Origin of the sequence: Coleofasciculus sp. F4-SAH-05 (assembly GCF_040222985.1) — a bacterium.
In the GTDB taxonomy this organism is placed as follows: Bacteria; Cyanobacteriota; Cyanobacteriia; order Cyanobacteriales; family Coleofasciculaceae; genus Coleofasciculus; species Coleofasciculus chthonoplastes.
In genome coordinates this window covers 1-26091 of record NZ_JAVKBY010000210.1, presented here as the reverse complement: position 1 = coordinate 26091, position 26091 = coordinate 1, and the positions used below count along the sequence as shown (strand labels likewise).

Sequence of the window (26091 nt, the reverse complement as noted above, 5' to 3'; positions counted from 1 at the left end):
AATGGGTGGTTTTTGTTGTTGGTTTTTCGGTGTTAACGGGCGGGTTTTGTTGTTGGGTTATGGGTGTGGAGGGCGGGTTTTGTTGTTGGGTTATCGGTGAGGAGGGCGGGTTTTGTTGTTGGGTTATCGGTGAGGAGGGCGGGTTTTGTTGTTGGGTTATCGGTGAATAGGTTAATTTAGTCCCTAAACCCGCCCCTACAATATAAAATTATAAATATGGAAGACAGCAACAATTTCACCTTAATTCCCGACGCAGACGCCGTAATGATTCCTCAAGCCCCAGAGGGATTTAAATCTGGCTTTGTCGGTATCATTGGACGCCCGAATGTTGGCAAATCCACGTTAATGAATGAATTGGTGGGGCAGAAAATTGCGATCACCTCCCCCGTCGCCCAAACCACTCGCAACCGCTTACAGGGGATTCTGACAACAGACAATGCCCAACTGATTTTTGTCGATACGCCAGGAATCCATAAGCCCCATCATCAATTGGGGAAAGTGTTGGTACAAAATGCTAGGATTGCGATTGAAGCGGTGGATGTAGTGCTGTTTGTAGTGGATGGAGCGACACCCGCAGGAGGAGGCGATCGCTATATTATTAATCTACTCACCCAAACCTCAACACCTGTCATTCTAGGCATTAACAAATCGGATTTACAATCGCCCGGAAAAGGCTTAGATGAAGGGTATCATCAACTGGCAGATCCCCACAATTGGCAGGTGACAAAATTCTCTGCCCTGACAGGTGACGGGTTGGCAACCTTGCAGGAACAGTTAATTGAGCGGCTAGAATCGGGTCCCTATTATTATCCGCCGAACTTAGTCACCGATCAACCGGAACGTTTTATTATGGGGGAATTAATTCGAGAGCAAATTCTGCTGTTGACTCGCCAAGAGGTTCCCCATTCCGTGGCGATTACCATTGATGCTGTTGAGGAAGAACCTAAAATTACCCGCATCCTCGCCACGATTCACGTTGAACGGGAGTCGCAAAAAGGAATTTTAATTGGCAAAAAGGGCAGTATGCTGAAAACCATTGGTTCGGCGGCGCGTCAGCAAATTCAAAAGTTAATTGCCGGTAAAGTTTATCTAGAATTATTTGTCAAAGTGCAACCTAAGTGGCGACAATCTCGTCTGAGATTAGCAGAGTTGGGGTATCGGTTGGAGGAATAGTTACAGCACTTTCCGCTCTTATGAGATAGGTTTGATCCCCCTAAATCCCCCTGCACGGGGGAGGAGAGAGGATGCGAGAGCTTTTGTTGCATGGGGGAGGCGCTGGGGGTGAGGGCGATCCCCCTTCTCCCCACGGTCCGGAGTTGGGGTTAGGGTAATAGTAAGGTGTCTTCTATTTCCTGTCGTACTTCCTGGCTGATGTAACAATCGCTTTTGAGGCAATCAACTAGCAGTTTATTGGCGTCGTAATACTGCTGTAATAGTTGCTTTTGTGCATCGCTGAATTGCCAGTCATGACCAATATTGCGATACTGAATCATTACGATTCTTAACTGCTCAGTCCAATCCCTACCGTTATCTTGCCACCATTGCTCTTTATCATTTTCTTCTGGGCTAGGAAGTTGATCTTTAAGTTTTTGAAGCGACTGTTTTAACTCAGGTTCGAGGGCGCGGGAGAGGGCGTGGTTGAGGGCGCGGTAGAGGGAGAGGTCGCGGGAGAGGTCGTGGGAGAGGAAGAGGGAGAGGTCGCGGGAGAGGAAGAGGGCGCGGGAAAGAGCGCGGGAGAGGTCGAGGTCGCGGGAGAGGTCGAGGTCGAGGGCGAAATAGAAAGCTCTAACAGCAGAGGGCTTGGAGGGAACTTCAACAGACAGTGATTTTTGATTGACCCAGGTGAGGAAACGCTGTAATTTCTCATCACTAGCTACCAATTTATCAATTATTTGCTTCATCTGCTGCACCAGTGTATCAGCATTCCGCATCATTCCAGCCGTCAGCAAAAACACCTCACGCCAACGATTTTCCGTAATCTTACTGACCAACAAAGCAATATCAGATTTAGCCACAATTTCTCTAGCCGTAAAATACTCTTGAAACGTCAAATGAGAAAACGAATAAATACCTCTCGCTCGTTCTACTAATAACCCATGATGGGCTTCAATCGATTTCAGAACCGCCTCACTGTCTAATAACAACGCATCTGGATCAGTTTGAGCATCGGGTAAATTCCGAATGTAATCAGCAATATATTCTTCAATCTCTCTTTGCTTAAAGAAATACTCTCCCTGCTCAAACGTAGCAAAAGCAACTTCACTCAATAAATCTTCTTTACGCTGTACTGACAACTTTTTGTAAACCTGCTCTCGTACAATCCGTCGCTTCGCATCCCATTTCCGCAAAAGCGTATGAATGGCTCGATTGTACAATTCAGCCCGGTTAGCTGGAAATTCTCCAGAATCTTCAAATTCTATACACAGTAACGTCAATAGCAGCGGGTTGCTTGCCAATTCTTTGATGGGTTCGTTATCTTCTAACTGTTCGATAAAATAGCCAGCTAAATCTAATTGTTTAGCCTGGAACCATTTTGTCGCAAATGTGCGAATCTGCTTATCGTCAAAATCATCAACCTCAACGTCTGTAAACTTTTCAAAGGTATATTCTCGTGCAGCAATCCGGCAAGTGATGACAAAGGTATTAGCATCATAGTCTTCGGTAAAGGCTTGAATCTGAGTTAAGACGCAATCAGCATCCTCTTCCCTAACTTCATCTAAGCCATCTAGCAGAATTAACCCTCTTCCGTGTTGAAGAAATGCAGAAACTTGAGTTTCGGTAACATTGCAGTTATCGAATATTTGATTAATATAGGTGGTCAGACTGGGCTGATTTTGAGTCTCGGCAAATTGCTTCAGCGTAATAAAAATAGGAACTTTATCCGTCAAAACCTTAGATTTAGAACATTGAATCGCTAAATATTTGAGAAACGTTGTTTTTCCCGCACCCGGTTTACCTAACACCATCAATTTGTCATATTTTTGGACGGCTTCTAGTCCTGGTATTCGTTCCTCTTTTACCTTGCTGAATCCCGGACGGTCAAAGCTTTCTGAGTCTAGATTACAACCTTGCATCAATTCATTAATCGCTAACCGCCTACGCCCAATAACTTTTTCTAGGATATTGACTTTGGTATAAATATCCTTCAATCCAATAGGTTGAGTCATATCCAGCACTTTCATTGTGCCGCACTGATTTTGAATGCTGGGTTTGATTTTCTGGCGTATTTCTTGCACCAGGGTATCAATCTCTACCTCATGAGTAGGAGTTTGAGGAGTTGAAGTTGGATGATAGGCTTGATACTTCTGGATGAGGAAGTCATGCAGCTTCCGCACCTTACCGGGACCTTTACCACCAATGCTGAACTTTTTATAGACACCACTCATGCGAGTGCGAAAGGCATTATGAGAAATATAAATGGATTCAGCTAAGTCTGATTCATTCCCTTGGCGACTAAAACGTGCCACAAATGCTTCTTTCTGTTCCGGGGAAAGGTCATAGTCGCGAGCAATTTGGGTCAGAAAGTCTTTGGTTAGCGGTTGCATGAGACGAATGTTAGCTTATGTTAGCTATGTTAGCCTAAGTTTCAGCGTAATCTCTTAACTGCAACGGCGATAGTAGGAAGCAGTTGAGTTAAGAGGTTAATCGACATGACTAAACAACGGAACTTGAGTGCTGCTAAAATTATTATTGCTTTGCATGTTCTGCTGACGCCTGTGGTGCTGGGAACGGTTAGTTATTGGGTGATTAATTCGGAGTTTCAGGGGGTGATTCAATTGAAGCTAAACCGCGATGGGGGTGAAGTGTTGATTGATCGGCGTTCTAATTAAAAGAAAAATGGTGCGTGTGTAGGGGCGGGTTTCACGACTATCTTTTCGGTTGCATCCAGTTGTGACTAAACCCGCCCCGACTTGACCTTTGATTTCGCTAGCTGGTTAGTTATAGTAATGGTGCGTTACGCTCCGCTAACGCACGATGGCGGCGTGACCCAACTAAAATAGGGCTTTGTTTGTAGTAAGCACAAAGCGTGCTTTAACGCATAGCTGGAGAGGGCTAAAGCCCTGACTACGAACCTAATTAAAGACAATGATAGGGATAGGATAATGATACTAGAAATCGGGGAAGAATTGGACGCGATCGCGTGGATTCAATTACTACTTGATAGAGGAATGGTGCGTTACGCTCCGCTAACGCACCCTACGAACCTAATTAAAGACAATGATAGGGATAGGATAATGATACTAGAAATCGGGAAACAATTGGATGCGATCGCGTGGATTCAATTACTACTTGATAGTTACCAACAACGCTTGGGAAAAGAACTGATTCAACGGAATGGGAACCCGAATGATGAAGCTGTTTACAATAAACCTTTGTAGAGACGCTTCAAAAGCACGTCTCTACATCTATTCTATCCCTGAACCCTTAGCCAGAATTCAACTCCGCTAAACCCAGCACTTCCTGCAACAACCGTTGGTCTTCTAATTTAATCCGAAACCGTTCCTTTTCAATATCTCGAATCCAGCTTTGGCTTTTACCTGTCAATTGCGCTAAGTCGCGTTGACTCAGTTTGTTGCGTTGTCTCGCCGCGATAACATCTGCGCCCGAAAGTACAGACGATGATTGGGATTTAGTCTTTCGCTTGGTCAATCTTACCTTGTTCGGCTCCACGCTAGTTAGGGAATGTTCCCATTCTGACTTCAGTTCAAACCATAAAATCCGGGCTTTCATTAATAGATTCCATTTACCACGGGGCGCTGCATCCGTTAACCGCCTATTACTATTTCCATCTTGAATCCAAAACTCTAACGCCGCATCCGCATCGTCGGGGAGATCCCCTAATTTCGCCCACATGGGTTGAATCTCTGGTAAATACGTTACCGGATCAAACACAGGTTTGAGTCCATAATGACTGAGAACTTCTAAATCACTTTCAAATGTCCGCACCAGACGTTTTCGTTCATCTCGCTGGGAAGATGCCCGCAGGAGTTTGTCTTCTCCATACGCCACTCGCATTAATGTGGGTACAGTAATCCGTTGTCGTTTGCTGATTCGGGTTTTAAACAACAGCCACAACATCATCCGCGTCGCCCCTTCATGGTGTTGCCAGTTACTCATCACGGCGCTGAGTAAAGATTGGGGCAGATTGCCATACTGATAGAAGCCGGTTCGGTTTTGACAGCCTTGCCTATTTAAGAAGTATTTTGCCCAAATGCCTGCCCTAATCCGAAAGGTTAAACCAACCAAATGTTTGTATCCCTGTTTGTCTTCTTGAAAATGGTGTTCAATTGGCTGTAGATGCCACAAGCGACTTTGGGGAATGTTAAATTCTGGGACGTTGCCTTGCTTTGACCAATGAGCGCCGATGCTAATTTTGCAGGGCTGCTGGGCAAGCTGTTTGATTAGACTTAATTTAGCCGCTTTACTCAAATCTGTGCGTTTCTGGAGTCCTAAATATTTCTCAATTTGCACATCGTTGAGAGTAAACTCTTCCTGCCACGGTTTATCTAAGGCTGTGGCGTATGCAGCATAAATTAAATGAAGACAGGAGGCTTTGATATCCATCGCCTCCAGCGTCGCCTGGGCTTCGTCAGCCGATAAAGCCTCAGTTGAGTCTGTATCAAATGTATCAGTTAGCCAGAAGTCCACTTTCCCTTTGCCTTGACGCACCTGGCGCTGATAACAGAGTTTTCCAGACGCATCAGTGTGCCAAGGGAGAGAAAGTCGCTGTGCTAATAGGTTGCACGCTTCCCAGATAACGATGGAGGAAGCAAAGGGATTGGTTTTGTCATTGGCAAATAAATCTGGGCTGGTGGGAGGTCTTTCTTTCAGCTTGTATCGTCCCTTTTTCCCGTGAGCGGGAACGGGAGAACTTATGGGACAGTGAATCACACATTGAGGTTCGGAATAATACCCTTCGCAGTTGTTACACAGATTTGGATCAATCCACGTTTGGTTATCCTTGACTTTGATTGCACCCGTTGGACATTGGGTACGACAGATATCACACCCAGTACAACTTTGTGAGAGTTTGTAAGCCATAATGCGAGGAAACTACTGCAAATTTTAATAAGTAAAATTTTCAACTCAAGGGGGAACCTTTGAATCGCCTGTGCATTAAATAGGGATTGAGTGACGGCAAATTCTAAAATGGACGACTGCCACCGATAACTAGCTATAGATCGTTGCCTCAAATCACTGATGAATTTATGGCATTTTCTTTATGCTCATCAAGAATCTTTATGATCAAATTTTTGCTTGTTCCCTTCAGGATATTTGTTCAACCTGAGCAATTGTCGATTTCTTAAGATTTCCTTTAGTAGGTAACACTTTTTAATACTTTTTTATACTAAAGTATTACTATAGAGAATCTGAGGTGACTAGACGTAAATGAAACGAACCACAATTACGATCAAAGTTACTGTTGAGCAAAAGCAGCAGCTTAAACAGGAAGCAGATAAAGACAAGCGAACGCTGTCAAACTATATCAAAGTAAAACTTGGCTTACTGTAAGCTAGGTGAGTCCCAATCCTGGCTCTAAATTGCTGTTTTTGCTAAAAAATGCCCAATTTTAATGTCTGAGAGGAGGATTTGACCTATTTTGATCTCGACTGATTGGTTTTAGCGATAGAGCGTCATATTAAGCGATTTAAAACTTGCATCATTGTTATGCAAAGCTTACTTGTACGTTACTAAACAGTGACAAACTAGCGATCCCATTAGATTGGCAGCTTGCCACTCCTTAACTGTCTAAGCACAGAGGATTCGGAGTTTGTAGAGCGCTATTGGTTTCGTTAAATAGTTGGCTTATCCCTAATCAAGCAGTCTGAGCGTGGCAAGTCGTCTATCTCTAGATAGAGGAATGTTTGTCTGTAAAAATAGGGTTGTTTTGTAGTCTAATTAACTGAAATATATAACGAAACAATGTATAGAATTCTATTTTGATTTTTATTGAATAACCTTTGGTATCAATTTTAACAAAATTCAGGCAGGATGTAGGATATTAGTGAAGTAAAATTAATTAAATAGAATTAGGGCAAGAAATCGCAATCAACCCTCTAGTTTTTAGACGAGCGCAAAAATAACGTAACAAAAGCTACCCGATCATCCTTGTTTGATTGTTAACTGTAAGGAGTCGGACACAATTAACGTTGACGGTTGAGATTGGGGAACTCTTAACAGGGAACAGGAAAGATTTGACGATTAAGATTCTTAGTAAAGCGGACAGAATTGATGTCCAGGTACTGAATTACTCTAAGTCACCCGAAAAACTCCCCTGTTCAACCTATTCCAGACGTGCCATGGCACGTCTCTACGGTGGGCTTTCCGACCGTGAAACTGCTTTAATCAGAGAAAAATCAGCACATCTAGCTCGATTCGATAACTTGCCTTATCATGATGTGAGTTGGTTCGTTACCAATGGTCAACCTCTCCTCGAATCAGAATCTCGCTTATTGACCATTCCTACCACAGACGGGCTTACGTGCCGATAGGTTACAGGCGATTTGAACTAAAGACTTTACAATTAGTTACATGAATGTGGATAATGGCAAATAGTAAAATCTATTAACATTTTTTATGTTAAAGGCGAGAAAATTTAATAAAAATTTAAGCATTCAACCGTTCACTCCCGCAAAACCCTCGCAATAGTTGAGCCACGCCTCTGAGTGTGGAGAAAATCATGGCTATTTTACCCACTTCCATTGAATCTACCCCCAACTCCACCAACAACCAACAGGCACCGGAATCCCAACAATACAGCGAAGCCCAATTTCAGGCGTTAGTTGCCAATGTTCCGGGCGCTGTCTATCGTTGTACCTGGGACTCGGTTGGAACGATGACGTTTCTGAGTTCAGCGATTCAGGATATTTCTGGCTATGAGGCGTCAGAGTTTATTAGCGATCGCATCCGTTCCTTTGACAGTATTATCCACCCTCACGATCGCCGTCGCGTGAAAGAAAGCGTGGGGCAAAGTATTGACAACCAACACCCTTATGTGCTGGAGTACCGGATTGTCCGCGCCGATGGCAAAATCGCTTGGGTCTATGATAAAGGTCAAGGGACGCAGGATGAGAATGGTGTCGTCCAATGGCTGGATGGCGTGATCCTGGATATTAGCGATCGCAAACGAACCGAACTTCAACTGCGAGAGACGCAAGCCTTCCTCAACTCCGTGATCGAGAATCTCCCGGTGGGTGTCTTGATTAAAGATGCCAAAGAATTACAGGTGATGTACTGGAACAAAACCAGCGAAGAACTCTTGGGTTACTCGAAAGCCCAAGTTCTGGGTAAGAGTGACTATGATTTTTTACCCTACCAACAAGCCCGACTCTTACGGGCGAAGGATCGACAAATTCTCATGGGGGGTACATTAGTCGATATTCCTGAAGCCCCCTTGAACACGCCCCATCGCGGCGAACGCATTGTCAATACTAAAAAAGTCCCCCTGCTGGATGAAACCGATACACCCCAATATCTATTAGGGATTGTTGAAGATATCACAGAACGCAAGCAAGCCGAAGCCGCCCTGCGAGAATCGGAACGTCATTATCGCTGTATCGTGGAAACTGCATCTGAGGGGGTTTGGGTGTTTGATGAGAATAACCAAATCACCTTCGCCAATAGTCGCATGGCGCAAATGCTGGGGTATACGATCGCACAAATGCAGGGGCGATCGCTGTTTGATTTTATTGACAGCGAATCCCAAGCGCTGATCCAAACCCACTTAGATCGTCGTCGTCAAGGAATCCAGGAACGCTACGACTTCAAGTTTCGCCGCAAAGACGGATCAAATCTATGGGCGATTATTTCGGCGACGCCACTATTTAATGATCAAGGAGGGTTTGTCGGCGTACTCAGAATGATTACCGATATTAGCGATCGCAAACAGGCTGAGGAAGCCTTACAAGAGAGAGAACACTTTTTAAGCAGCATCCTCAATGGTGTGGAAAACTCCATTAGTGTCGTCGATGTTCATCAACACCAGAGTGAACCTGATCCATCCTGTGAATTCCGTTATGTGGATGTGAATCCCGCTTACGAACAGTTAATCGGTATCCCCGCCGAACAGTTACGGAATCAACCCCTCGGTGCGATCTTACCGCCGGATCGGGCAATCACGATAACTGAACATTACACAACCTGTGTCCAGACGGGAACATCCCTATCCTATGAAGAATGTTTTAGTGTACAGGGACAAGAACGGTGGTGGATTACCACATTAACCCCCCTGCGTGATCAACACGGACAGATTTATCGGGTGGTAAGTACCAGTACCAACATCACCCAGCGCAAGCAAGCGGAACAAAAAACGGCGCGATTGACGGCGATTTTGGAAAGTACCACCGATTTTGTCAGTATGTGTGAACCGGATGGGACACTCCTCTATATTAATCAGGCGGGGCGGCAACTGGTGGGACTTGATCCAGATCAGCAGATCAGCCATCTACGGATGTGGGATTTCCATCCCCAGTCGGTGAACCAACGGTTGTTCGCCGAAGCCTTACCCACCGTGATCCAGGACAAAGTATGGCAAGGTGAAACCTCACTCCTGCACCAACAGGATTGGGAAATTCCTGTATCTCAAGTGGTGATGGCGCATCCCGGCGCAACTGGAGAAGTGGAGGTGTTTTCCACAATTATCCGGGATATTAGCGATCGCAAACAGGCGGAGGAAGCCTTGCGGAAATCGGAACAGGAGTTGAGAGTCAAAAACCAGGATCTCCAGCACACCTTAGATCAACTCAAAAAGACGCAAACCCAACTGATTCAACAGGAAAAAATGGTTAGCTTGGGTCAGATGGTGGCGGGTATTGCCCACGAAATCAATAACCCGATTGGTTTCATTGCCGGGAATATTACCTATACTCGTCAATATGGGACAGAATTGTTGCATTTATTGCAACTTTATGCTAAGCATTATCCCCAACCTGTTGCCGAAATTCAAGCCGAGATTGAGGCGATTGATTTAGACTTTGTTAGGGCAGATTTTCCCAAACTCTTGAACTCCATGGAAGAGGGTGCCAATCGCATCCGCCAAATTGTCTTATCCCTGCGGAATTTCTCCCGTTTAGATGAGGCGGAAATTAAGGCTGTGGATATCCATGACGGGATTGAAAGCACCTTACTTGTCTTACAGCATCGACTCAAATCAACATTGAATCGTCCAGAAATTCAGGTTGACAAACACTATGGCAACTTGCCATCGGTGGAATGCTACGCCAGTCAGCTTAATCAGGTGTTTTTGAATATCCTGGGGAATGCCATTGATGCCTTAGACACCCACCCAGAACCCCGCCGGATTACGATATCTACGGCAGTGAGTTCTCAGTTTCCCGTTATCCCATTAGCGGAATCCCCGGAAAAGGAACCCCAGAACTTGCAACCGATTGAACTGGTAATTATTCGGATCAAGGATAATGGTCCGGGTATCCCCGAAGCGATTCAAACGCAAATCTTTGATCCGTTCTTTACCACCAAAGCCATTGGCACAGGGACGGGTTTAGGGTTATCGATTTCCCACTCAATTGTGGTGGATAAACATGGGGGTCAATTAACCTGTATTTCCCAACCGGCTCAAGGGACAGAGTTTGTAATTGAGTTACCGGTGAAGCAAAAATCGCTCTCGTCTCCGCTTAAGTTTTCCTTTGGGGAATCCTTCGCCTTATCACCCCAGTTTGTGCAGTCGCCAGCCTAAAATCAGGTAGTCTTATGGTGGGTGTGGGTTTAGACAGTCTCTGTGTTGGTAACGGATAACGGCTCAACCCAACCCGCCCCAGCGTTAACAGGCAGCTAATGACTTCACTCAACCGGATAGCTTCAATGGATAGTTTTAGAGGCAGTTAAAATGGCATACAGTAACTTTAGTTTAGCCAAAGTCAAAGAGGAGTTTGATTTAACATTTACTGAAAATCAAAATGTTTTTGCTCAAGTTGAGCCAGCCAACTCCTCGGAAATTTTATCCCTACTCTTGCCTGACTATATTCTGCTGGCAACAGCAATTAATACAGAAAAAGCACGTTCTGAATTACTTATTTCTCAGATTTTAACCGAGGTGAGGCGCCAGTTAAATGCTCAGGTCAGTTTATTTTCAGGAACCGATTTTAACGTTGATGAAGAATTGGGATTGAATGGATACTGTGATTTTATTATTAGCGCCTCATCTGAACAGTATTTCATTAGCACTCCCGTAATTATTGTTGTGGAAGCAAAAAATGAGAATATTATCGGGGGATTGGGTCAATGTGTGGCAACAATGCTAGGAGCGCAGTTGTTTAATCAACGGGCTGCCCATGAAATACCGATTATTTATGGTGCTGTCACGACGGGTACGATTTGGAAGTTTTTAACCTTGGCAGGGAAGTCAGTTTTTATTGATGCTGTTGACTATCATATTAAAGAAGTTGATAAAATTTTAGGAATTTTATTGCAGCCAATTCAGCAGTATTTATCAACCCAGGTTACTTAAATAATAAGTGGTCGTATAAAAAAAAGCACCGTACTAAGTTTTGTAAATACGCCTCAAACTCGGACAAAGGACAAAGGACAAAGGACGAATGACTTAGCTTGCTTCTTTTCGGGCAGCGAGTTCTTCACCGTTCACGTTAAGTCAGGCAGTTTTTTACTCTGTCATCGATTTAACCGGAAATAAAAAAAACACACAGAATATTTAACAAGGCTTTACATCACTTTTTTGCCCTGAAGGTATGATGTAGATATAAAAAAAAATCTGAAATGTGGCAAAGTTAAAATTAGGACAGCTTACCCACAACTCTTGCTCTGATCACCCGACTCCTAAATTATGCTGAAAACTACCCAACTGGTCAAACAAAGTTCAGTCGAACGCCTCGTCAAGCTATGGGCGCAACGTTACGTGCCAGACTTGTCAACTCTATCCTCAATAGAAGGGGAGTTAACCCCCTTTGATTTGATAGCTGCATCTTCTCGAGAAGGGCGAATTAAAACCGTTGCCGAAATACGGCGCTTAGTCCAGATTCATTGTGAACGTGCTGGGATGAAAACCAATGCTCTTTTCTCTTATGTCCCTAATGTGGTGAATTTAGCCGAAGCTCGGCGATTAGCTCAGTTTGGAGCAAAGGCTTATTCCAAGGCAATGGATGTTTACTTGCAGCAATCACCATCTACCGCATCCTTAACTGCAATGCGATTGACACTGACTCAAAATAACTCCGAAAAAGTAATTGATTTATCAAGCAAAGTCTTTGCCAATTGGGCGAAACAAGCCTTAGAACTACCTGCCATTGAACAGCTCTACACAGAACTTGAACCCTCATTATTGGAACTTCAACAGCAACATCTAGTCTCAAAAGACCCGCGCACAATTGGCTTTATCAATACCCAGTTTCACTTCAGTGCCGCATTAATCCTCAACAAACTCACCCTTGCCGAGCAAGTGTTGGTCAGCCCCTATCTGAAGTTTATCGAAGAGCAAGCTTGTATTCCTTGGAGACGGGTATGTTCAGCTGCTGCCCAGCATGAGCCGAGTTCACCTATCTTAGCCATTGTCGAACAGATGCTACCGTTCAGTCACGCAATTGCCAACAAAGTTTACAATCAATGCATCGAATTATTCCCTCATCATCAAAGCCGTCGAGGTGGACTAATTGACCCAGGTGTAACAGCCTCTACAACCAGAGATCTAAATATGTTCCAAAGCTATTTATGGTTGTGTGTGCTAGAGGAAAGTATGGCAGCCGTGGAACAAGAACTCGTGCCTTTATGTGTGATGGTTTTTCCTAGCGTAGATGTAGCTTGGGATCTGGTAGCGGATATGAACCAATTACTCATAGATGAAGTACTTGACCGTATTCCAGCAAAATCAAAGCATCTAGTACAACCCTATGCTCACACCATGAATGAAATCTTCTCCAATCTTGAGCAGAAAGCCGATGAACTTAGTAAAGGATTGTATAAATTCGTTGACGATTCAATGCGACTGACGATGAGACACTAGGCTAAATCTGGCAATAGGGATTGGTCATTGAAAATGGATAAAAGCCATAGGCAAACCTAGTCAATATAACCGATATGGCACTACGCATTGAAGTTAGGACAATAAAATTGGGTGAAAAGGCAACAGGAAACAGGCAACAGATAAATGTCATAACGTATCCCCGTAGTGCTAGGTTTGTAAAAAGGTTACTATCAATAGCGACAAGAAAGTTCCATTACCCGCCCCTAAACACTCAAAACTCTCTCATCCCTTTGGTTTCTGTAATTGCTTCAGTGTTTGATACATTTCCGGTAATCGATTATAAATAGCGGATGCTTTCAAGAATAATTTATGGGGAACAGCGGGAATACCCGAGACAATCGCCCCGGGTTCGATATCATTATGAACCCCTGTTTTCGCGGTTGCGATCGCGCCGTCTCCAATCTTAGCTTGATTGGCAATTCCGACTTGCCCCGCGAGAATCACCCGATTCCCCACATTCACACCCCCAGCCAAGCCAACTTGCGCCGCGATCGCACAAGCACCTCCCACTTGACACCCATGACCAATTTGGACTAAGTTATCAATTTTAGTATTACAACCAATCCGAGTTTCTCCCACAGCCGGACGGTCAATCGTCGTATTACATCCCACTTCCACCCCATCTTCTAAAACCGTATACCCCGATTGTTCCATCTTCAACCACCCCTCTTTAGTGGGGACAAAACCAAACCCTTCCGCCCCAATTACCGCACCGCTATGAATCACACAATCCGCCCCAATTTGGCTACGTTCATGAATGGTACAGTTCCCATGTAAAATAGTGCGATCGCCGATTTGCACATTGGGATAAATCACCACATTCGGATGAATACAAACCCGATCACCAATCCTCACCCCCGCCTGAATCACCACATGCGCCCCAATATAAACTCCCTCCCCTACCTGCGCCTCTTGATGAATCACAGCGCTAGCATGAATTTCCGGTACAGGTTTCCAGGGTTGATAGAAAAGCGCGATCGCACGGGCAAATAATAGTCGGGGTTCCGATGCGCCAATCCAAGCAATACCGCGTTCTGTGGCTTGTCGTTGTAACCCCTCATCCGGGGGTAAAATTAACGCCCTCGCCTCGGTAGTTTTCACCCTAGCCGCAAACTTAGCCCCCTCAATATAGCTGATCATACTGTGAGTAGCTTGGTCAATGGGGGCGATACCCTGAATCTCTGGATCACCCTCTGGATTAGCTAATAGACTCGTGCGATCGGTGGCTAGATTAAGTTTTTGTACCAGTTCACTAAATTTCATCGTTTTCTGGATTCATTATTTATCGTTCATGGTTAATTGTTAAGCCATGGATAATTCTGGGAACGGGTTCAATAATTTCCAATCTGTCTATTATAGTTAACGGTTACCGTTCCATTGGTTTGATTTACGGTTACGCTAGTTTCTACAGTGAACATTGTCGCACCGGGAGGGCGTCCTTTAAACGTAAACGTTACACTACCATCCTCATTTGCTGTATAAGGTGCATCTTGTACAGGACCATGCATCGCCGCTTCAGCCCGATATTGCCTCAATCCACCATTAATCCGTTCAGCCGCTTGTCGGGCGAGATTTTTCGCTCGATTCAGGTCAATATAATATCCGGGATCTACTTCTGGAGAAGATGCAGGCGATCGCGGGGATGTTTGGGCTATGCCATTGACGGCATTCCCGGCAAATGTTATCAGAGTTAGGGCAGAAACTATTAGAATTTTATACATATTTCTATCCTCACAAGTTTGAAAACATAGATTATCTATTATAGCGTTTTTTCTAAGAATTAGGGCTTACAAACCTTGAGCAGCACAACCCTGGCAATTCTACGTGTTGCCGAGCAAGCTTTATTATTTATTCCTCACTAAAAAATAACCTAAATTCATCCCAAAGAATAGAGAAATACTATCATTTCATGGGCTTGTAAATCCCATCAAATTGTCCCTCAAATCCTTAACCCCCTCTGCGTCCCTCTGCGTAAACCTCTGCGATCCTCTGCGTTGAAAAAATAGAATTCCGATACTGATGGATTGGATATAACATGCTGAATCATTTTGCCCCTAAGTAGTCGGACAAAAGAAAACGGTACTGTATTAAGTTATGTAAATATCCCTCAAACCCTTACTGTTCCCTATTCTCTAATCTCAACAATTAACTTTAATTATGTCCACCTACTTAGATTGAACCGGGCGGGTTTCGTTGTTCAATTATCAATAACCAACGAACTTTAGTCCCTAAACCCGCCCCTACCTTTTCCCCATTGCTTGACCCGCTAACCAAGCCGTTGTCCAAGCATTCTGAAAATTAAATCCGCCCGTAATTCCATCAATATCCAGGATTTCACCCGCAAAGTAAAGCCCCCGACAGCAGCGACTTTCCATTGTTTTAAAATTCACCTCTTTTAAACTTATCCCGCCGCAGGTAACAAATTCTTCCTTAAAAACCCCCTTACCTTGAATCACATAACGTCCCTGATTCAGTTCTTGTACCAATTGATTCAATGCTTTTTTCGAGAGTTCTGCCCAGCGTTTGTTTGAGTCAATTCCAACGTAGCTAATTAAACTCTGCCATAACCGTTTCGGAATCGGAATTGGGCAACTTGTGCTGATATGACGGTGCGGAAGTTGAGATTTAACCGATAGTAATAGCTGGCGTAGATAGTCTTGAGTATATTGAGGAAGCCAATTAATCACTAAAGGAGTTTGGTAGTGACAATCGTAGAAAAATCGGGTCCCCCAAGCCGACAGTTTAAGGACGGCTGGACCACTTAATCCCCAATGGGTAATCAGTAATGGTCCCGTTTGTTCCTTGACATTTTTCTCGGCTTCTGGTAGTTTTAAACGAACATCATTGACACTAATTCCGGCTAAATCCTGTAAGCGTGGGTCTGATATCGTAAACGTAAATAAAGAGGGGACAGGGGGTTGGATCGAATGACCCAAATCCTGAGCAAAGCGATAGCCAAGGGGATTACTCCCCGTCGCCAAAAGCACGCGATCGCACTCAATTATTTCTCCTGTTTTTAACTGGACTTGAAACCCAGAGGTAAAGCGAATGGATTTAACTGGAGTCGCGGTGCGAATCTGAACCCCTGCGCTTATAGCCGTGTGGATGAGACAATCAACAATCGTTTGCGACGTATCCGTAACCGGGAACATCCGCCCATCCGCTTCGGTTTTCAGGTGTACCCCCTGCTCCTCAAACCACGCGATCGTATCTTTGGGTTGAAACCGAGTAAACGCCGATCGCAAGGCTTTCCCTCCTCTGGGATAAGCTTGTACCAAAAGGGCGGGATCAAAACAGGCATGGGTGACATTACAGCGCCCCCCACCAGAAATCCGCACCTTAGTTAAAGGCGTTTTCGAGGCTTCCAGCAGGATGACTTGGGTGTGAGGATGGGCGGATGCAGATGCGATCGCGCCGAAAAAACCAGCCGCACCCCCACCGATAACGACAATTCTAACAGACAAGGTGCTTACATTAATCAGGGTTACGATTATTCTAAGGGTTCAAAATCAGATTTAGCCGCCCCACAGACGGGACATACCCAGTCATCAGGGATATCCTCAAAAGCGGTTCCGGGTTCGATACCGCCATCGGGATCACCTTTTTCGGGATCATATTCGTAGTTGCAAAGGGTGCAAACGTATTTTTTCATATTGTCTTCTCTTCATTTACAGGGTTTTCACTCAGTAGTCCTCCTGTAGGGGGGAACGAGGGGGGTAGGGGGGAACGAGGGGGGTGGGAAGGGGGCTAGGGGGTTAGGTTTTCTTATAACAAAGTAACAAATGACGAATGACAAATGACGAATGACAAACTTATTGATATCCCGCCGCCTGTAGCGCAAATAACCGCCCATAACGTCCGCCAAGTTCCACTAATTCCTCATGGGTTCCCTGTTCAATGATTTCTCCCCCCGCCATCACCACAATCTTATCCGCCATTCGTACTGTGGAGAAGCGATGAGAAATTAACACCACCATTTGATTCTGGGTAATCGTGCGGAAGTGGTTAAAGACTCGCACCTCTGCTTCTGCATCCATGGCGGCTGTGGGTTCATCTAAGACTAAAATATCTGCATCGGTTCGCATAAACGCACGAGATAGGGCTATTTTCTGCCATTGACCCCCAGATAATTCCTGTCCCCCTTTAAACCATCGCCCCAACTGGGTGTTAAATCCGTCTGGCATTGACTCAATAAAGGGTTTCGCCATGCCTTTTTCTGCCGCATTTTCCCAGCGGGTTTTATCTTGCAAATAGTCTACATCCCCGACGCCAACATTCTCGCCTACGGTAAATTGATAGCGGACAAAGTTCTGGAAGATTACCCCAATCCGACGGCGGAGGGTATTCATATCCCATTCCTGTAAATCTACCCCATCTAACAAAATGCGCCCGAAATCGGGTGTATAGAGACGAGTTAATAGCTTAATTAACGTTGTCTTTCCTGACCCATTTTCACCGACAATGGCTAATTTTTCTCCGGGTTTCAGGTGCAAGTTAATCCCTTTTAGTGCAGGGGTTTGACTTCCAGGATAGGTAAAAAACACAGTCTCAAACTGAATTCCATCCCCCGGTTTTGTCCCCTGAGTGGCTGTCCCCTGAGATTGGGGAACCTCTTGTTCCAGAAATTCGTAAAGATTGGAAATATAGAGGTTATCTTCATACATCCCGCCAATTGAGGTAAGTATGGCGGAAAAGGTGGATTGTCCTTGGCGAAATACGGTTAAATACATGGTCATATCACCTAAGGAAATCCGACCAAAGATGGTTTCGATGACAATCCACGCATACGCCCCATAAAATGTCAGCGTACTTAGTAACCCTAACAAATACCCCCAAAATCCCCGCCGAATGGTCAAATCTCTATCTTCTCGGTAAAGGCGTCTGAAGGTATCGTTGTAGCGTTGTAGCATAGTTGCGCCAAGCTGGTATAGCTGAATTTCCTTGGCGTAATCTTCTCTAGCAATTAAGGTTTCCAAATAATGCTGCTGGCGGGTTTCTGGGGAACGCCAACGGAACAAGCGAAAGGCGACGCCAGCAAAGCGAGTTTCGGCGATAAAGGGAGGAATTGCAGCTATCACTAATATTGCCACCGCCCAGGTTGAGAATTGCAGCAGTAATCCGCCAAAGGTGAGTAGCGACAAACTATCCCGAACCAGTCCAAACGTGCGCGTCACTAGCGCCAGAGGACGACTGGAGGCTTCTCGCCGCGCCTGGGTCATTTTGTCGTAAAATTCGGAGTCCTCGAAGTGGGGTAAGTCTAAGGTTAAGGCTTTTTCTAGAATTAACACATTGACCCGTTGCGCTAATAATACTCGCAATAGCGACTGGCAAACCGTTTGACCGCGCTGATTTCCTGCCAGTATCATTACTGCGATCGCTTCTAATCCGACATAGCCTAACGCTAGCCACCGATGGGCGGCTATCCCTGACTGAGACGCCAATACTACGGTATCGACAATCAATTTACCCAAGTATGCGATCGCGGCGGGTAATAATCCAGCTATGATGGTTAAAATAGCTAGCACCAAGGTTAGTCTGTGATTGGTTGTCCAAACTAATCCCAAGGCGCGTCCACTATAGCGGAATACGGAAAGCGATTGACGAATATTCCGGATCAGAAATCTCAGCGAGTAGCGTTTCTTGCGTCGGTTCATTTTTTCTGGTAGACATTTTGCCAGCACTACTACGCAGTGTAGATCCTGATCCATTGTCGGGGCGGGTTTAGGAACAATCGTAGGGGCGGGTTTAGGAACAATCGTAGGGGCGGGTTTAGGAACTAACTTAGCTTGTCACCGATAAATCAACAACAAAACCCGCCCTCCTCACCGATAAATCAACAACAAAACCCGCCCTCCTCACCGATAAATCAACAACAAAACCCGCCCTCCTCACCGATAAATCAACAACAAAACCCGCCCTCCTCACCGATAAATCAACTTTGGCATCCGAAAATCGCACAAAATTAAATCAGGGACTAACTCTTTGGCTAAGAGTAAGCCCCTGTGATAATCCCCAGTCCCAATTGCCTTATATCCTTTTTACTGTAAGACATTAATGATAATGTCCCGCAAAATTTATTCATCTTCAATGACTAAAATTTTAGCATCGTGTGTCACAGTTTTGCTCAAACTACTGTCTTATACAAAAACTATCAGGTTTTGGGGGGGGTAGATTGACCAATGCCCAAGGATTCCTTACTATGTTTCAACTGCTTCCAGAGATCCTGCACTTGCTGATAGGCTCGTTCAGAGGAAATCTTGCCGCCAGTTTCTAGGGCAGAAATATAGGAGACTTTCTGGGCAAACTCTTGCAAGTTGGCATTAAAGGCTAGATCCTCTGGTGTAAACTTGCCGTAGTAGCGGCATCTAGGGTAAAGAAAGTTTTGCTTACTGACCTGTGCGGAATCGAATGATGCGGACTGTGCCATATCTTATCTCCTGTCTCATAATCTCTTATTTTCCATTATATTAACAACTACTTAACCTTGCCTTAACTATAAGTTAACTAAATGTTATATAATGATTCGATTTGAGTTGTGAACCTAGGGATGAGGAAAGGGAATAGAGAACAGGGAACAAATGACGTAGCTTGCTTGAGGCTTCCTTGAGTATGACAAATGACGAATGACGAATCACCTATGAATATTAGAATCATAACGTTCAATATCCGTTACGATAAGCCTGATCCAGATAACCAGGATTGGAGGATTCGGCGTGATGCGATCGCGGCGCTGATTCAGGAGTATCATCCAGATATCATTGGCACACAGGAAGGCAAAGCCCATCAGTTACTGGACTTACATCGCCGTCTCCCGAATTATCAAAGTATTGGGGGCGATCGCACGGGAACAGGAACAGGAGAACATTGTGCGATTTTCTATAACCAAGACCGTCTCAAATGCTTGGATCATGGTGATTTTTTCTTAAGTGATACGCCTGATAGTGCTGGAAGTGTTAGTCCGAACTGGGGGAACCCTTTACCGCGCATGACAACTTGGGCAGTCTTTAGTGTAGCGCAGGTATCTAAAACAATCACCTGTTTCAATACCCATCTAGATTATAACAGCGCCAAGGCACGGGAATTGGGGGCAAGACTGATCCGCGATCGCATGATTCACTGCAACCCTGACACGACCTATCTCTTCCTTACAGGTGATTTTAATGCTGAACCCGGTAGCTTACCACGGGAAATCTTATCCAAGTCATCAGCGAATTCTATGACTCTCCATGATGCCTTATCCGATATTGAATTAGAAAAACAGTTAAGTTTTCATGACTTTACAGGTCAGCCGTTTGCTGCTGTTGATACGATTTATTACGATAGTCGCGTAAAACGAGAAACTGTGACCGTTGATAATCGGAAATGCCAAGGAATTTTTCCCTCAGATCATTTCCCGGTTATTGCTAATTTTGTTAATGATTAGTAGGGGTTTGGTTTCCAAAACCAATCAACAGTAAATAATTAACACACCCTACAGGTTCACATTATTATGGCTGGTAGTCATATCCTCTCAAGTCTTGAGCTATTCATATTCGGAATATTCAGAAACTCACAAAAGATAGAGGTATCAACAATTGCCACTGCCTTCATCCGCTGATCTCCATCTCTTCACGGATAGAAGCTAACCATTCCAGTGCTTTTTGCTGCTTCTGTTCACGTCCAGGATGATGTTTCACAAACCGTTCAAGTAAACCCCGTGTCATCAGATGTCCAACCGAACCTTGAGCAATTAATTCAGGGTAGTCTGGAATATTTCCTAATCGGATCAGTTTACTCGAACCATCATCAGGACTACGATAGCAAAAAACGGTTTCTGGTACAGCCTGATCCGGTAACGCATCAAGTAATGCCGGATTATGGCTACTAATCAGGACTCGCAAATTACGTTGTTGTGCAATATTAGACATCCGCTTCAGTAAACTTTCGGCTCGACTAGGATGTACTCCATTATCAATTTCTTCAATAACGACAATGCTTTGTTCTGGAGCCGAAAACAAAACTCCTGCAATCGACAGAACTCTTAATGTGCCATCTGAAAGAGTCGCGGCATCATAGGCAGTTGATGTGCCACCAAAGGTTTCAGTTAACTGCACCATCACTTCTCCACGAGGCGTTTCAATAAAGCTGATATCTTTAATGTCTTGTTCAGGAAGGCTTCTCACAAATTCTAATATCTCAGCCTTAATCGTCGCGTCTTGGCATAGATTATAAAGAACACCCGAAATATTTTCGCCGTGTTTCTTGAGCAATTTATCGGTTTTATGTCCATAAAAGCGCATGGCATTAGGTTCAGGCTCCAGAAAAACAATGCCACTCAACCAACGCACATAATTCTTAGTGATTTTCGGTATTTTATCGCGAGTTTCTTGGTTTTCAGGACGAAACCGAATTTCACTCAATAACTGTGTGAAAATTGCCATCTGGCTACTGCATACGATTTTTGGCTTTCTACCACCACGGGCAAAATTATTATATGCCACAAAAACATCACTACCTGCTCCTTGAGGTTCACTGATAATTTGGTAAAGTGGAACAGTCGATGTCGAGCCTGTGATGCTTTCTTGGGTGACATGGATCTCTCCATCCTTGGCAAACCCTAGATTAATCTCAAAATGCTCCCAGCCGGCAAAGGCTTGAGTTGTTACATCACAGGAAATTTGCAATGATGTTGATCCTCGGTATCCAAGATTATTAATTTCACCTCTAAACAGATTGTCACTCTGTTGATGCGTGTTTCCAAGCAGGCTTAATCGCTCGCCTTCAGCAATCATAGACAGTAATTTTAGGGCTTCAATGATGTTGCTTTTGCCTGATGCATTAGCACCAATTAAGACGGTTAAAGAAGCCAAGGGTAAAACTCCATGTCGATAGCTTTTGAAGTTTTTCACTTGAATGGTTTTAAGCATTTTATCAATTGATTTGACTTGATAGTGAAGCAAAAACTATAAGTCCTAGATTAAAATTATGCTAACACCGCTGGCAACCAATCATCGCCCCATAATCGGAATTACTGATAAAATTGTCCGGTTTAATACCGTAGACCGTTGTTTATATTCAGCTCCTCCGCTATATACAGGTAAGGGACGACCGAGAAAACATGGTCGAAAATTTAAGCTCAACGACTCTTCAACTTGGTGGAAAGCCACCGAGACTTTTGAGGTTGAGGATGTCAAGTTAGGACGGTTTCGAGTACGCAGGTGGAAAGTCTCCAGGTTGGAAGAAAGGGAACAAACGTACTAAAATAACAAGTTACCTTGTGGTCAAAAAAGGTAAAGCACGACACAAAAAACGGAATAAAAAAGCTTCTTAACCTCTTTACATTTAGGAATTTTTCTTCTTTCTCAGCATAGAGCTATGGCTGAGTTAATTGGTCGTAGTCTAAACTCCAGTAATTGACTAATACACCATTTTAGTTGGGTCGCGCCAGTAGTGGCGTGGCACACCTTAATTGGTGGATTAGAATTGTAGGGGCGCATGGCATGCGCCCAATTTCACCGCCAAATCTATCCCACAATTTTAGCTGTGTCAGTCCAGTAGCTTAAAACCTTATTCCGTAGAAGGTGCAACAATGGGAGGCGTCCGCTGAGAAAGATCATTGGCGATTTTAGTGCAAACTAAAGAATTAGGATCATTAAAGTCTTTAAAATAAATTTTTAACGGTGGATTATAGGGAAATTTATTGCAAAAATTTTCATTTAGATCAATCCCTTTTCTAAAGGTATACCTTGATTGAATTCCAGCCATTGGATCATGATATACTGCTTGATAAACACATACCCAACGAAACACAGGCCATAAGTTTGTTGCATCATCATCAAGTTCGACTGATTTATAATTAATTATTTCCTGTTCTTTTTTTTTGTGAATTTCAGACTCCATAGATATACATATTGACTCTAAGTCATTTTTGGTAATAGGAAATTCAGTAAATTCATTATTTACATTATCAGTTTGTTTTTCTGGTAGCTGTATAAAAACTTGCAAGATATTTCCGGCAAAGAGAGTGATCAATGTTACTAAAGTTATCCAAGGTCTTGCTTGGAAAAAATCAGCAATTACTGGAATTGATAACAATTGAATTATTGCACTTGAAATAGATTTTGTCTCAGGCGATGACTGTCTTGACTGTCTATTAGAATCTGACATGGTAACCTTCTTCATGTTGATCTATAGCGCTACGCGCTGGTGTATTTACACTATTAGAAATGAGGGGTTTATCAAAAGAGACTTAGAACAAGTGTACTGTAACTACGCGAGAGCGTACTGCTATATTTGCCTATTTGTGTCTACTTGAGTCTTTCTACTCACCTTTGACTTCTTTTTCAGGATAAAACCCTAGTGAAATAGATCTAAGTAGCCCTGATAAACTGCGTACACCAGAACAGATGAAAATTAATCTCTCCTGACTCCTATTTTTAAGTCAGTAGGACAAAAAGTTGGGAAATTATGTAAATTTTTGTAAAGGTTTTCACCTAGACACAGATACCGTCTTTGCCATCTCATCTAAAGGATTAGGACGCGGATTAAAGGGACGATTTTGAGGAACAACGGTGAAATAAGGATTCAGTAATTCTTCTTCTACCCAACCTGAATAATAATTCAGCTTCGTTGTCGTTTCCGTTAATTCCAATACGTCTAAATCACCCCGCAAGGCGTTCATATTCGCTGGCTTTTCCCCTGTCCATTGATCCTGATCGGATACAATTCCCAGAGGTCCACCACCAAAGAAATTTAGGGCGACTTGATCAAAACCGCGCACAAAGCGATCGCCTTGCCAATGCCATTCGTGTCCCGCCCAGTATAGAGGCGGTTGCCAGGGACGAGGTTGCCATGATGACCCATATTTCTCAGACCAAGAACTCGTCCCCTCGTCTAAGCTGACGGTAAAGCCATCCTCATACCGAACTTCATACCGCCCTTTTTGGGTTTGGTAGTCCAACGGAGACCACCATAATACCTCTACCGTATCTCCCACCTGATCCGCCTCCAGAGTAACGGCTGGAGTTTCCGCTAATAAACGGCGGTAAATCGGCAATCCCTGACTCGGCAGTTTCGCCTTTGCTGCAAATCGCCAACAAGACCAATTTCCAGGATTATCTGCCCCTTGCCAACGAACTTGGCAAACCCCATTTCCGGTTCCCACCCAGAGGCGATCACCTTCTAAGTGCAGTTGATCAGGAATTGCCCCAATAATCGGACTATTGCGGACGGTGTAGGAGGTGATTGTGCCAGATTTGAGAGAAGGAGGAGAAGGACGATAGGCAACTAATCCCATTCCGGATAGATAGGGATTCCCTTCGCCACTGATTTGAGTTCCCAGCCAAAAGACTGGATTGCTGGGATCTCCGGCGATGACAAAATCAGTAATTTGTTGCCCTTGAATTTCTTCAGGTTGAATCACCACCAACTCATTCATATCGGGATTGTAACCAACCATCGTGGCGATACCACTAAATCCTTCCCCTTGTTCCGATGCGACTGACCAAAATAGGCGATCCGCATAACTGAGGGCGGAGGTAATTCGAGGAACTCCCAAGGAAAATCCGACTTCAGCCTGCCTTACCTGGTCTAAGGTATAGAGGGGGTGACGTTGGGGTTGTTCGCTATTGGGAGTAATCAGTTCAAAGACAACCGTTTCGGGTTCAATTCCTTGCGCTTCATTGCCAAAGGGATTCGGTTCGAGAATGACGCGATATTGATAAGATTTACCGTTAATTTCAATAGTTTGATAGGGGGAATTATGGAGATTTTCTGAGAATTGTTCAGGATTATTAGCTGTCTGCAATTCATTGGCTAAGGTTCCCGGTTCTACTGTCCAAGTGCGATCAAATCGGCAAAAGACAATATCATACTGCTGCGTCTGGAAGGTAATCGTATCAGCATCTGTAATAATATCGCGAATGTGATAGTCAAATTGCTGATACAGTCCCTGATCATTAGCAGACGCAATGGGTACGGGTTCAGTTTGGCTAGGGCAATTAGCGGGATTCCTGATGGCTTGAGAGGAAATGTTCACCGGGGTGGTGCAACTCTGGAGTAATCCGATAATCGCAAAAATAGGTAAGATAGGTTTCATGGAAAAAGCACCAGAACTATTATTCTTAAAGACGAATTTCAGGAGTTAGCGTTCCAATTTGTCATTCGTCATTGGTCATTGGTCATTTGTTACTAGACAGGGAAGGAAGAACCGGGAACCGGAAAAAGTAACAAAGATTAATACAGCTTAATACAGCCATTGTGTAATAGTCAGGGCGGGTTTAGTTTTCTCTAGTGGCGTGGCACACCTAATTTGGTGAATTAGAATTGTAGGGGCGCACCGACGTGCGCCCAATTTCACCGTCAAATCTATGCCACCATTTTAGCTGTTAGTCCATTAGGTGAGGTTAGACATGGTATCAGACATCATTGTAGGGTGACTCTCTTCGTCGCTACTTGGTGAAATTTGCTCCGACAAAGGTTATTTATAATTCAGGAGAAATTTTTCCCACTCCATCGCCAGAGGAATTTCGGTAAACGGCACCTGAACTGTGGATTCTGGGAGGAGAAACTCTAGTGCGATCGCGCGACCTTTTTTTGGCGGATTCTCTAAGGTAACAATTTGCCCATCAACTACCACTTTAATGCTTTGGACATCATTCAGAGAAAAGGTTTCTATATCCACCGGACCTGAACGAGTCGGTTTTCCCCAGGTCAGATTCTTTCCCTTTTGTCCCAGTACCGCATAAATATCATATTTTGCCCGTTCAAATTGTTCTGCCCATACACGATACGCCTCAACTTTTTGATATTCATTCCAACCTGACCAAGCTAACCAAATAAATACAGCGAGTAAGGGTAACCAGAGTAAACCACGTTCCATTTTCTCGTTAATCTATAAATTCAAACACTCTATCACTGAATCGGGATGATTGCTCAACTCCTGACAAATTATGTAACTTGCTTCTCAAAGGCAGTGACTATTATGACCAATGACCAATGACCAATGACCAATGACCAATGACCAATGACCAATGACCAATGACCAATGACCAATGACCAATGACCAATGACCAATGACCAATGACCAATGACCAATGACCAATGACCAATGACCAATG

23 protein-coding genes and 1 pseudogene are annotated in these 26091 nt (G+C 44.1%); 10 read left to right on the top strand and 14 right to left on the bottom strand.

All coding sequences use genetic code 11. The annotated features are described in order from the left end of the window. The first annotated feature begins 216 nt into the window (after positions 1 to 216). Entirely contained in the window at positions 217 to 1173 is a 957-nt protein-coding gene (gene era / locus RIG27_RS25390) for a GTPase Era (RefSeq protein WP_446349458.1), read from the top strand. Between the two features lie 149 nt (positions 1174 to 1322). Here the strand turns inward: era and RIG27_RS25385 are convergent, their stop codons facing one another. Beyond that, positions 1323 to 3545, bottom strand: coding sequence for an NACHT domain-containing protein (locus RIG27_RS25385; protein ID WP_446349829.1), 2223 nt, complete (start codon positions 3543 to 3545; stop codon positions 1323 to 1325). A gap of 105 nt (positions 3546 to 3650) precedes the next feature. Here RIG27_RS25385 and RIG27_RS25380 point away from each other — a divergent pair, with 105 nt between their 5' ends. Together RIG27_RS25380 and RIG27_RS25375 are read left to right on the top strand one after the other, a co-directional pair. Continuing rightward, on the top strand, positions 3651 to 3830 hold the full coding sequence (locus RIG27_RS25380; RefSeq protein WP_446349462.1) for a hypothetical protein: 180 nt from the start codon (positions 3651 to 3653) through the stop codon (positions 3828 to 3830). Between the two features lie 273 nt (positions 3831 to 4103). After that, a complete protein-coding gene (locus RIG27_RS25375; protein WP_446349827.1) occupies positions 4104 to 4379 on the top strand; it encodes a hypothetical protein in 276 nt (91 codons plus the stop codon). Positions 4380 to 4425: 46 nt separating this feature from the next. Here the strand turns inward: RIG27_RS25375 and RIG27_RS25370 are convergent, their stop codons facing one another. Further along, positions 4426 to 6042, bottom strand: a complete 1617-nt coding sequence (locus tag RIG27_RS25370; protein WP_446349825.1) for a helix-turn-helix domain-containing protein — start codon at positions 6040 to 6042, stop codon at positions 4426 to 4428. A gap of 348 nt (positions 6043 to 6390) precedes the next feature. Here RIG27_RS25370 and RIG27_RS25365 point away from each other — a divergent pair, with 348 nt between their 5' ends. The 5 genes from RIG27_RS25365 to RIG27_RS25345 all read left to right on the top strand — a co-directional run bounded on the left by RIG27_RS25365 (position 6391) and on the right by RIG27_RS25345 (position 12973). Beyond that, positions 6391 to 6513, top strand: coding sequence for a hypothetical protein (locus tag RIG27_RS25365; protein ID WP_006099465.1), 123 nt, complete (start codon positions 6391 to 6393; stop codon positions 6511 to 6513). Positions 6514 to 7151: 638 nt separating this feature from the next. Then, positions 7152 to 7493: a hypothetical protein gene (locus tag RIG27_RS25360; protein WP_446349823.1), complete on the top strand. Its 342-nt coding sequence runs from the start codon at positions 7152 to 7154 to the stop codon at positions 7491 to 7493. Between the two features lie 188 nt (positions 7494 to 7681). Next, a complete protein-coding gene (locus RIG27_RS25355) occupies positions 7682 to 10696 on the top strand; it encodes a PAS domain S-box protein (protein ID WP_446349821.1) in 3015 nt (1004 codons plus the stop codon). Between the two features lie 150 nt (positions 10697 to 10846). Next, positions 10847 to 11467 (top strand): hypothetical protein, encoded by a 621-nt coding sequence (locus tag RIG27_RS25350; RefSeq protein ID WP_446349819.1) that lies wholly within the window; start codon positions 10847 to 10849, stop codon positions 11465 to 11467. Between the two features lie 333 nt (positions 11468 to 11800). After that, the gene (locus RIG27_RS25345; RefSeq protein WP_446349817.1) at positions 11801 to 12973 is read left to right on the top strand and encodes a hypothetical protein; all 1173 of its coding nucleotides are present in this window, start codon (positions 11801 to 11803) and stop codon (positions 12971 to 12973) included. Between the two features lie 243 nt (positions 12974 to 13216). Here RIG27_RS25345 and lpxD read toward each other — a convergent pair whose 3' ends face one another. The 7 genes from lpxD to RIG27_RS25310 form a co-directional block, all read right to left on the bottom strand. Then, a complete protein-coding gene (lpxD, locus tag RIG27_RS25340; RefSeq protein ID WP_446349815.1) occupies positions 13217 to 14257 on the bottom strand; it encodes a UDP-3-O-(3-hydroxymyristoyl)glucosamine N-acyltransferase in 1041 nt (346 codons plus the stop codon). Positions 14258 to 14325: 68 nt separating this feature from the next. Further along, positions 14326 to 14715, bottom strand: a complete 390-nt coding sequence (locus tag RIG27_RS25335) for a hypothetical protein (RefSeq protein WP_446349813.1) — start codon at positions 14713 to 14715, stop codon at positions 14326 to 14328. Between the two features lie 519 nt (positions 14716 to 15234). Further along, the gene (locus tag RIG27_RS25330; RefSeq protein WP_446349811.1) at positions 15235 to 16458 is read right to left on the bottom strand and encodes an NAD(P)/FAD-dependent oxidoreductase; all 1224 of its coding nucleotides are present in this window, start codon (positions 16456 to 16458) and stop codon (positions 15235 to 15237) included. 26 nt (positions 16459 to 16484) lie between these two features. Continuing rightward, on the bottom strand, positions 16485 to 16646 hold the full coding sequence (rd, locus tag RIG27_RS25325) for a rubredoxin (RefSeq protein WP_446349480.1): 162 nt from the start codon (positions 16644 to 16646) through the stop codon (positions 16485 to 16487). Between the two features lie 160 nt (positions 16647 to 16806). Beyond that, positions 16807 to 18648: an ABC transporter ATP-binding protein gene (locus tag RIG27_RS25320; protein ID WP_446349484.1), complete on the bottom strand. Its 1842-nt coding sequence runs from the start codon at positions 18646 to 18648 to the stop codon at positions 16807 to 16809. Between the two features lie 127 nt (positions 18649 to 18775). Further along, the gene (locus RIG27_RS25315) at positions 18776 to 18952 is read right to left on the bottom strand and encodes a hypothetical protein (RefSeq protein ID WP_446349809.1); all 177 of its coding nucleotides are present in this window, start codon (positions 18950 to 18952) and stop codon (positions 18776 to 18778) included. A gap of 193 nt (positions 18953 to 19145) precedes the next feature. Beyond that, a complete protein-coding gene (locus tag RIG27_RS25310) occupies positions 19146 to 19421 on the bottom strand; it encodes a DUF7219 family protein (RefSeq protein ID WP_446347066.1) in 276 nt (91 codons plus the stop codon). Positions 19422 to 19631: 210 nt separating this feature from the next. Between RIG27_RS25310 and RIG27_RS25305 the strand changes: the two genes are divergently transcribed. Beyond that, complete coding sequence (locus RIG27_RS25305) at positions 19632 to 20417, top strand: endonuclease/exonuclease/phosphatase family protein (protein WP_446349807.1); 786 nt, start codon at positions 19632 to 19634, stop codon at positions 20415 to 20417. Between the two features lie 163 nt (positions 20418 to 20580). Here the strand turns inward: RIG27_RS25305 and RIG27_RS25300 are convergent, their stop codons facing one another. Then, positions 20581 to 21900: an AAA family ATPase gene (locus RIG27_RS25300; protein WP_446349805.1), complete on the bottom strand. Its 1320-nt coding sequence runs from the start codon at positions 21898 to 21900 to the stop codon at positions 20581 to 20583. A gap of 133 nt (positions 21901 to 22033) precedes the next feature. Here RIG27_RS25300 and RIG27_RS25295 point away from each other — a divergent pair. Then, positions 22034 to 22198: pseudogene (locus tag RIG27_RS25295) on the top strand (NF041680 family putative transposase); the annotation flags it as partial. Between the two features lie 342 nt (positions 22199 to 22540). Here the strand turns inward: RIG27_RS25295 and RIG27_RS25290 are convergent. From RIG27_RS25290 to RIG27_RS25275, 4 genes are all read right to left on the bottom strand, one after another. Next, complete coding sequence (locus RIG27_RS25290) at positions 22541 to 23140, bottom strand: hypothetical protein (protein ID WP_446349803.1); 600 nt, start codon at positions 23138 to 23140, stop codon at positions 22541 to 22543. Positions 23141 to 23462: 322 nt separating this feature from the next. Beyond that, entirely contained in the window at positions 23463 to 25070 is a 1608-nt protein-coding gene (locus RIG27_RS25285) for a hypothetical protein (RefSeq protein WP_446349801.1), read from the bottom strand. Positions 25071 to 25451: 381 nt separating this feature from the next. Further along, positions 25452 to 25853: a hypothetical protein gene (locus RIG27_RS25280; protein ID WP_446349799.1), complete on the bottom strand. Its 402-nt coding sequence runs from the start codon at positions 25851 to 25853 to the stop codon at positions 25452 to 25454. Between the two features lie 68 nt (positions 25854 to 25921). Next, on the bottom strand, positions 25922 to 26068 hold the full coding sequence (locus RIG27_RS25275) for a hypothetical protein (RefSeq protein WP_446349797.1): 147 nt from the start codon (positions 26066 to 26068) through the stop codon (positions 25922 to 25924). Between the last annotated feature and the right edge of the window lie 23 nt (positions 26069 to 26091).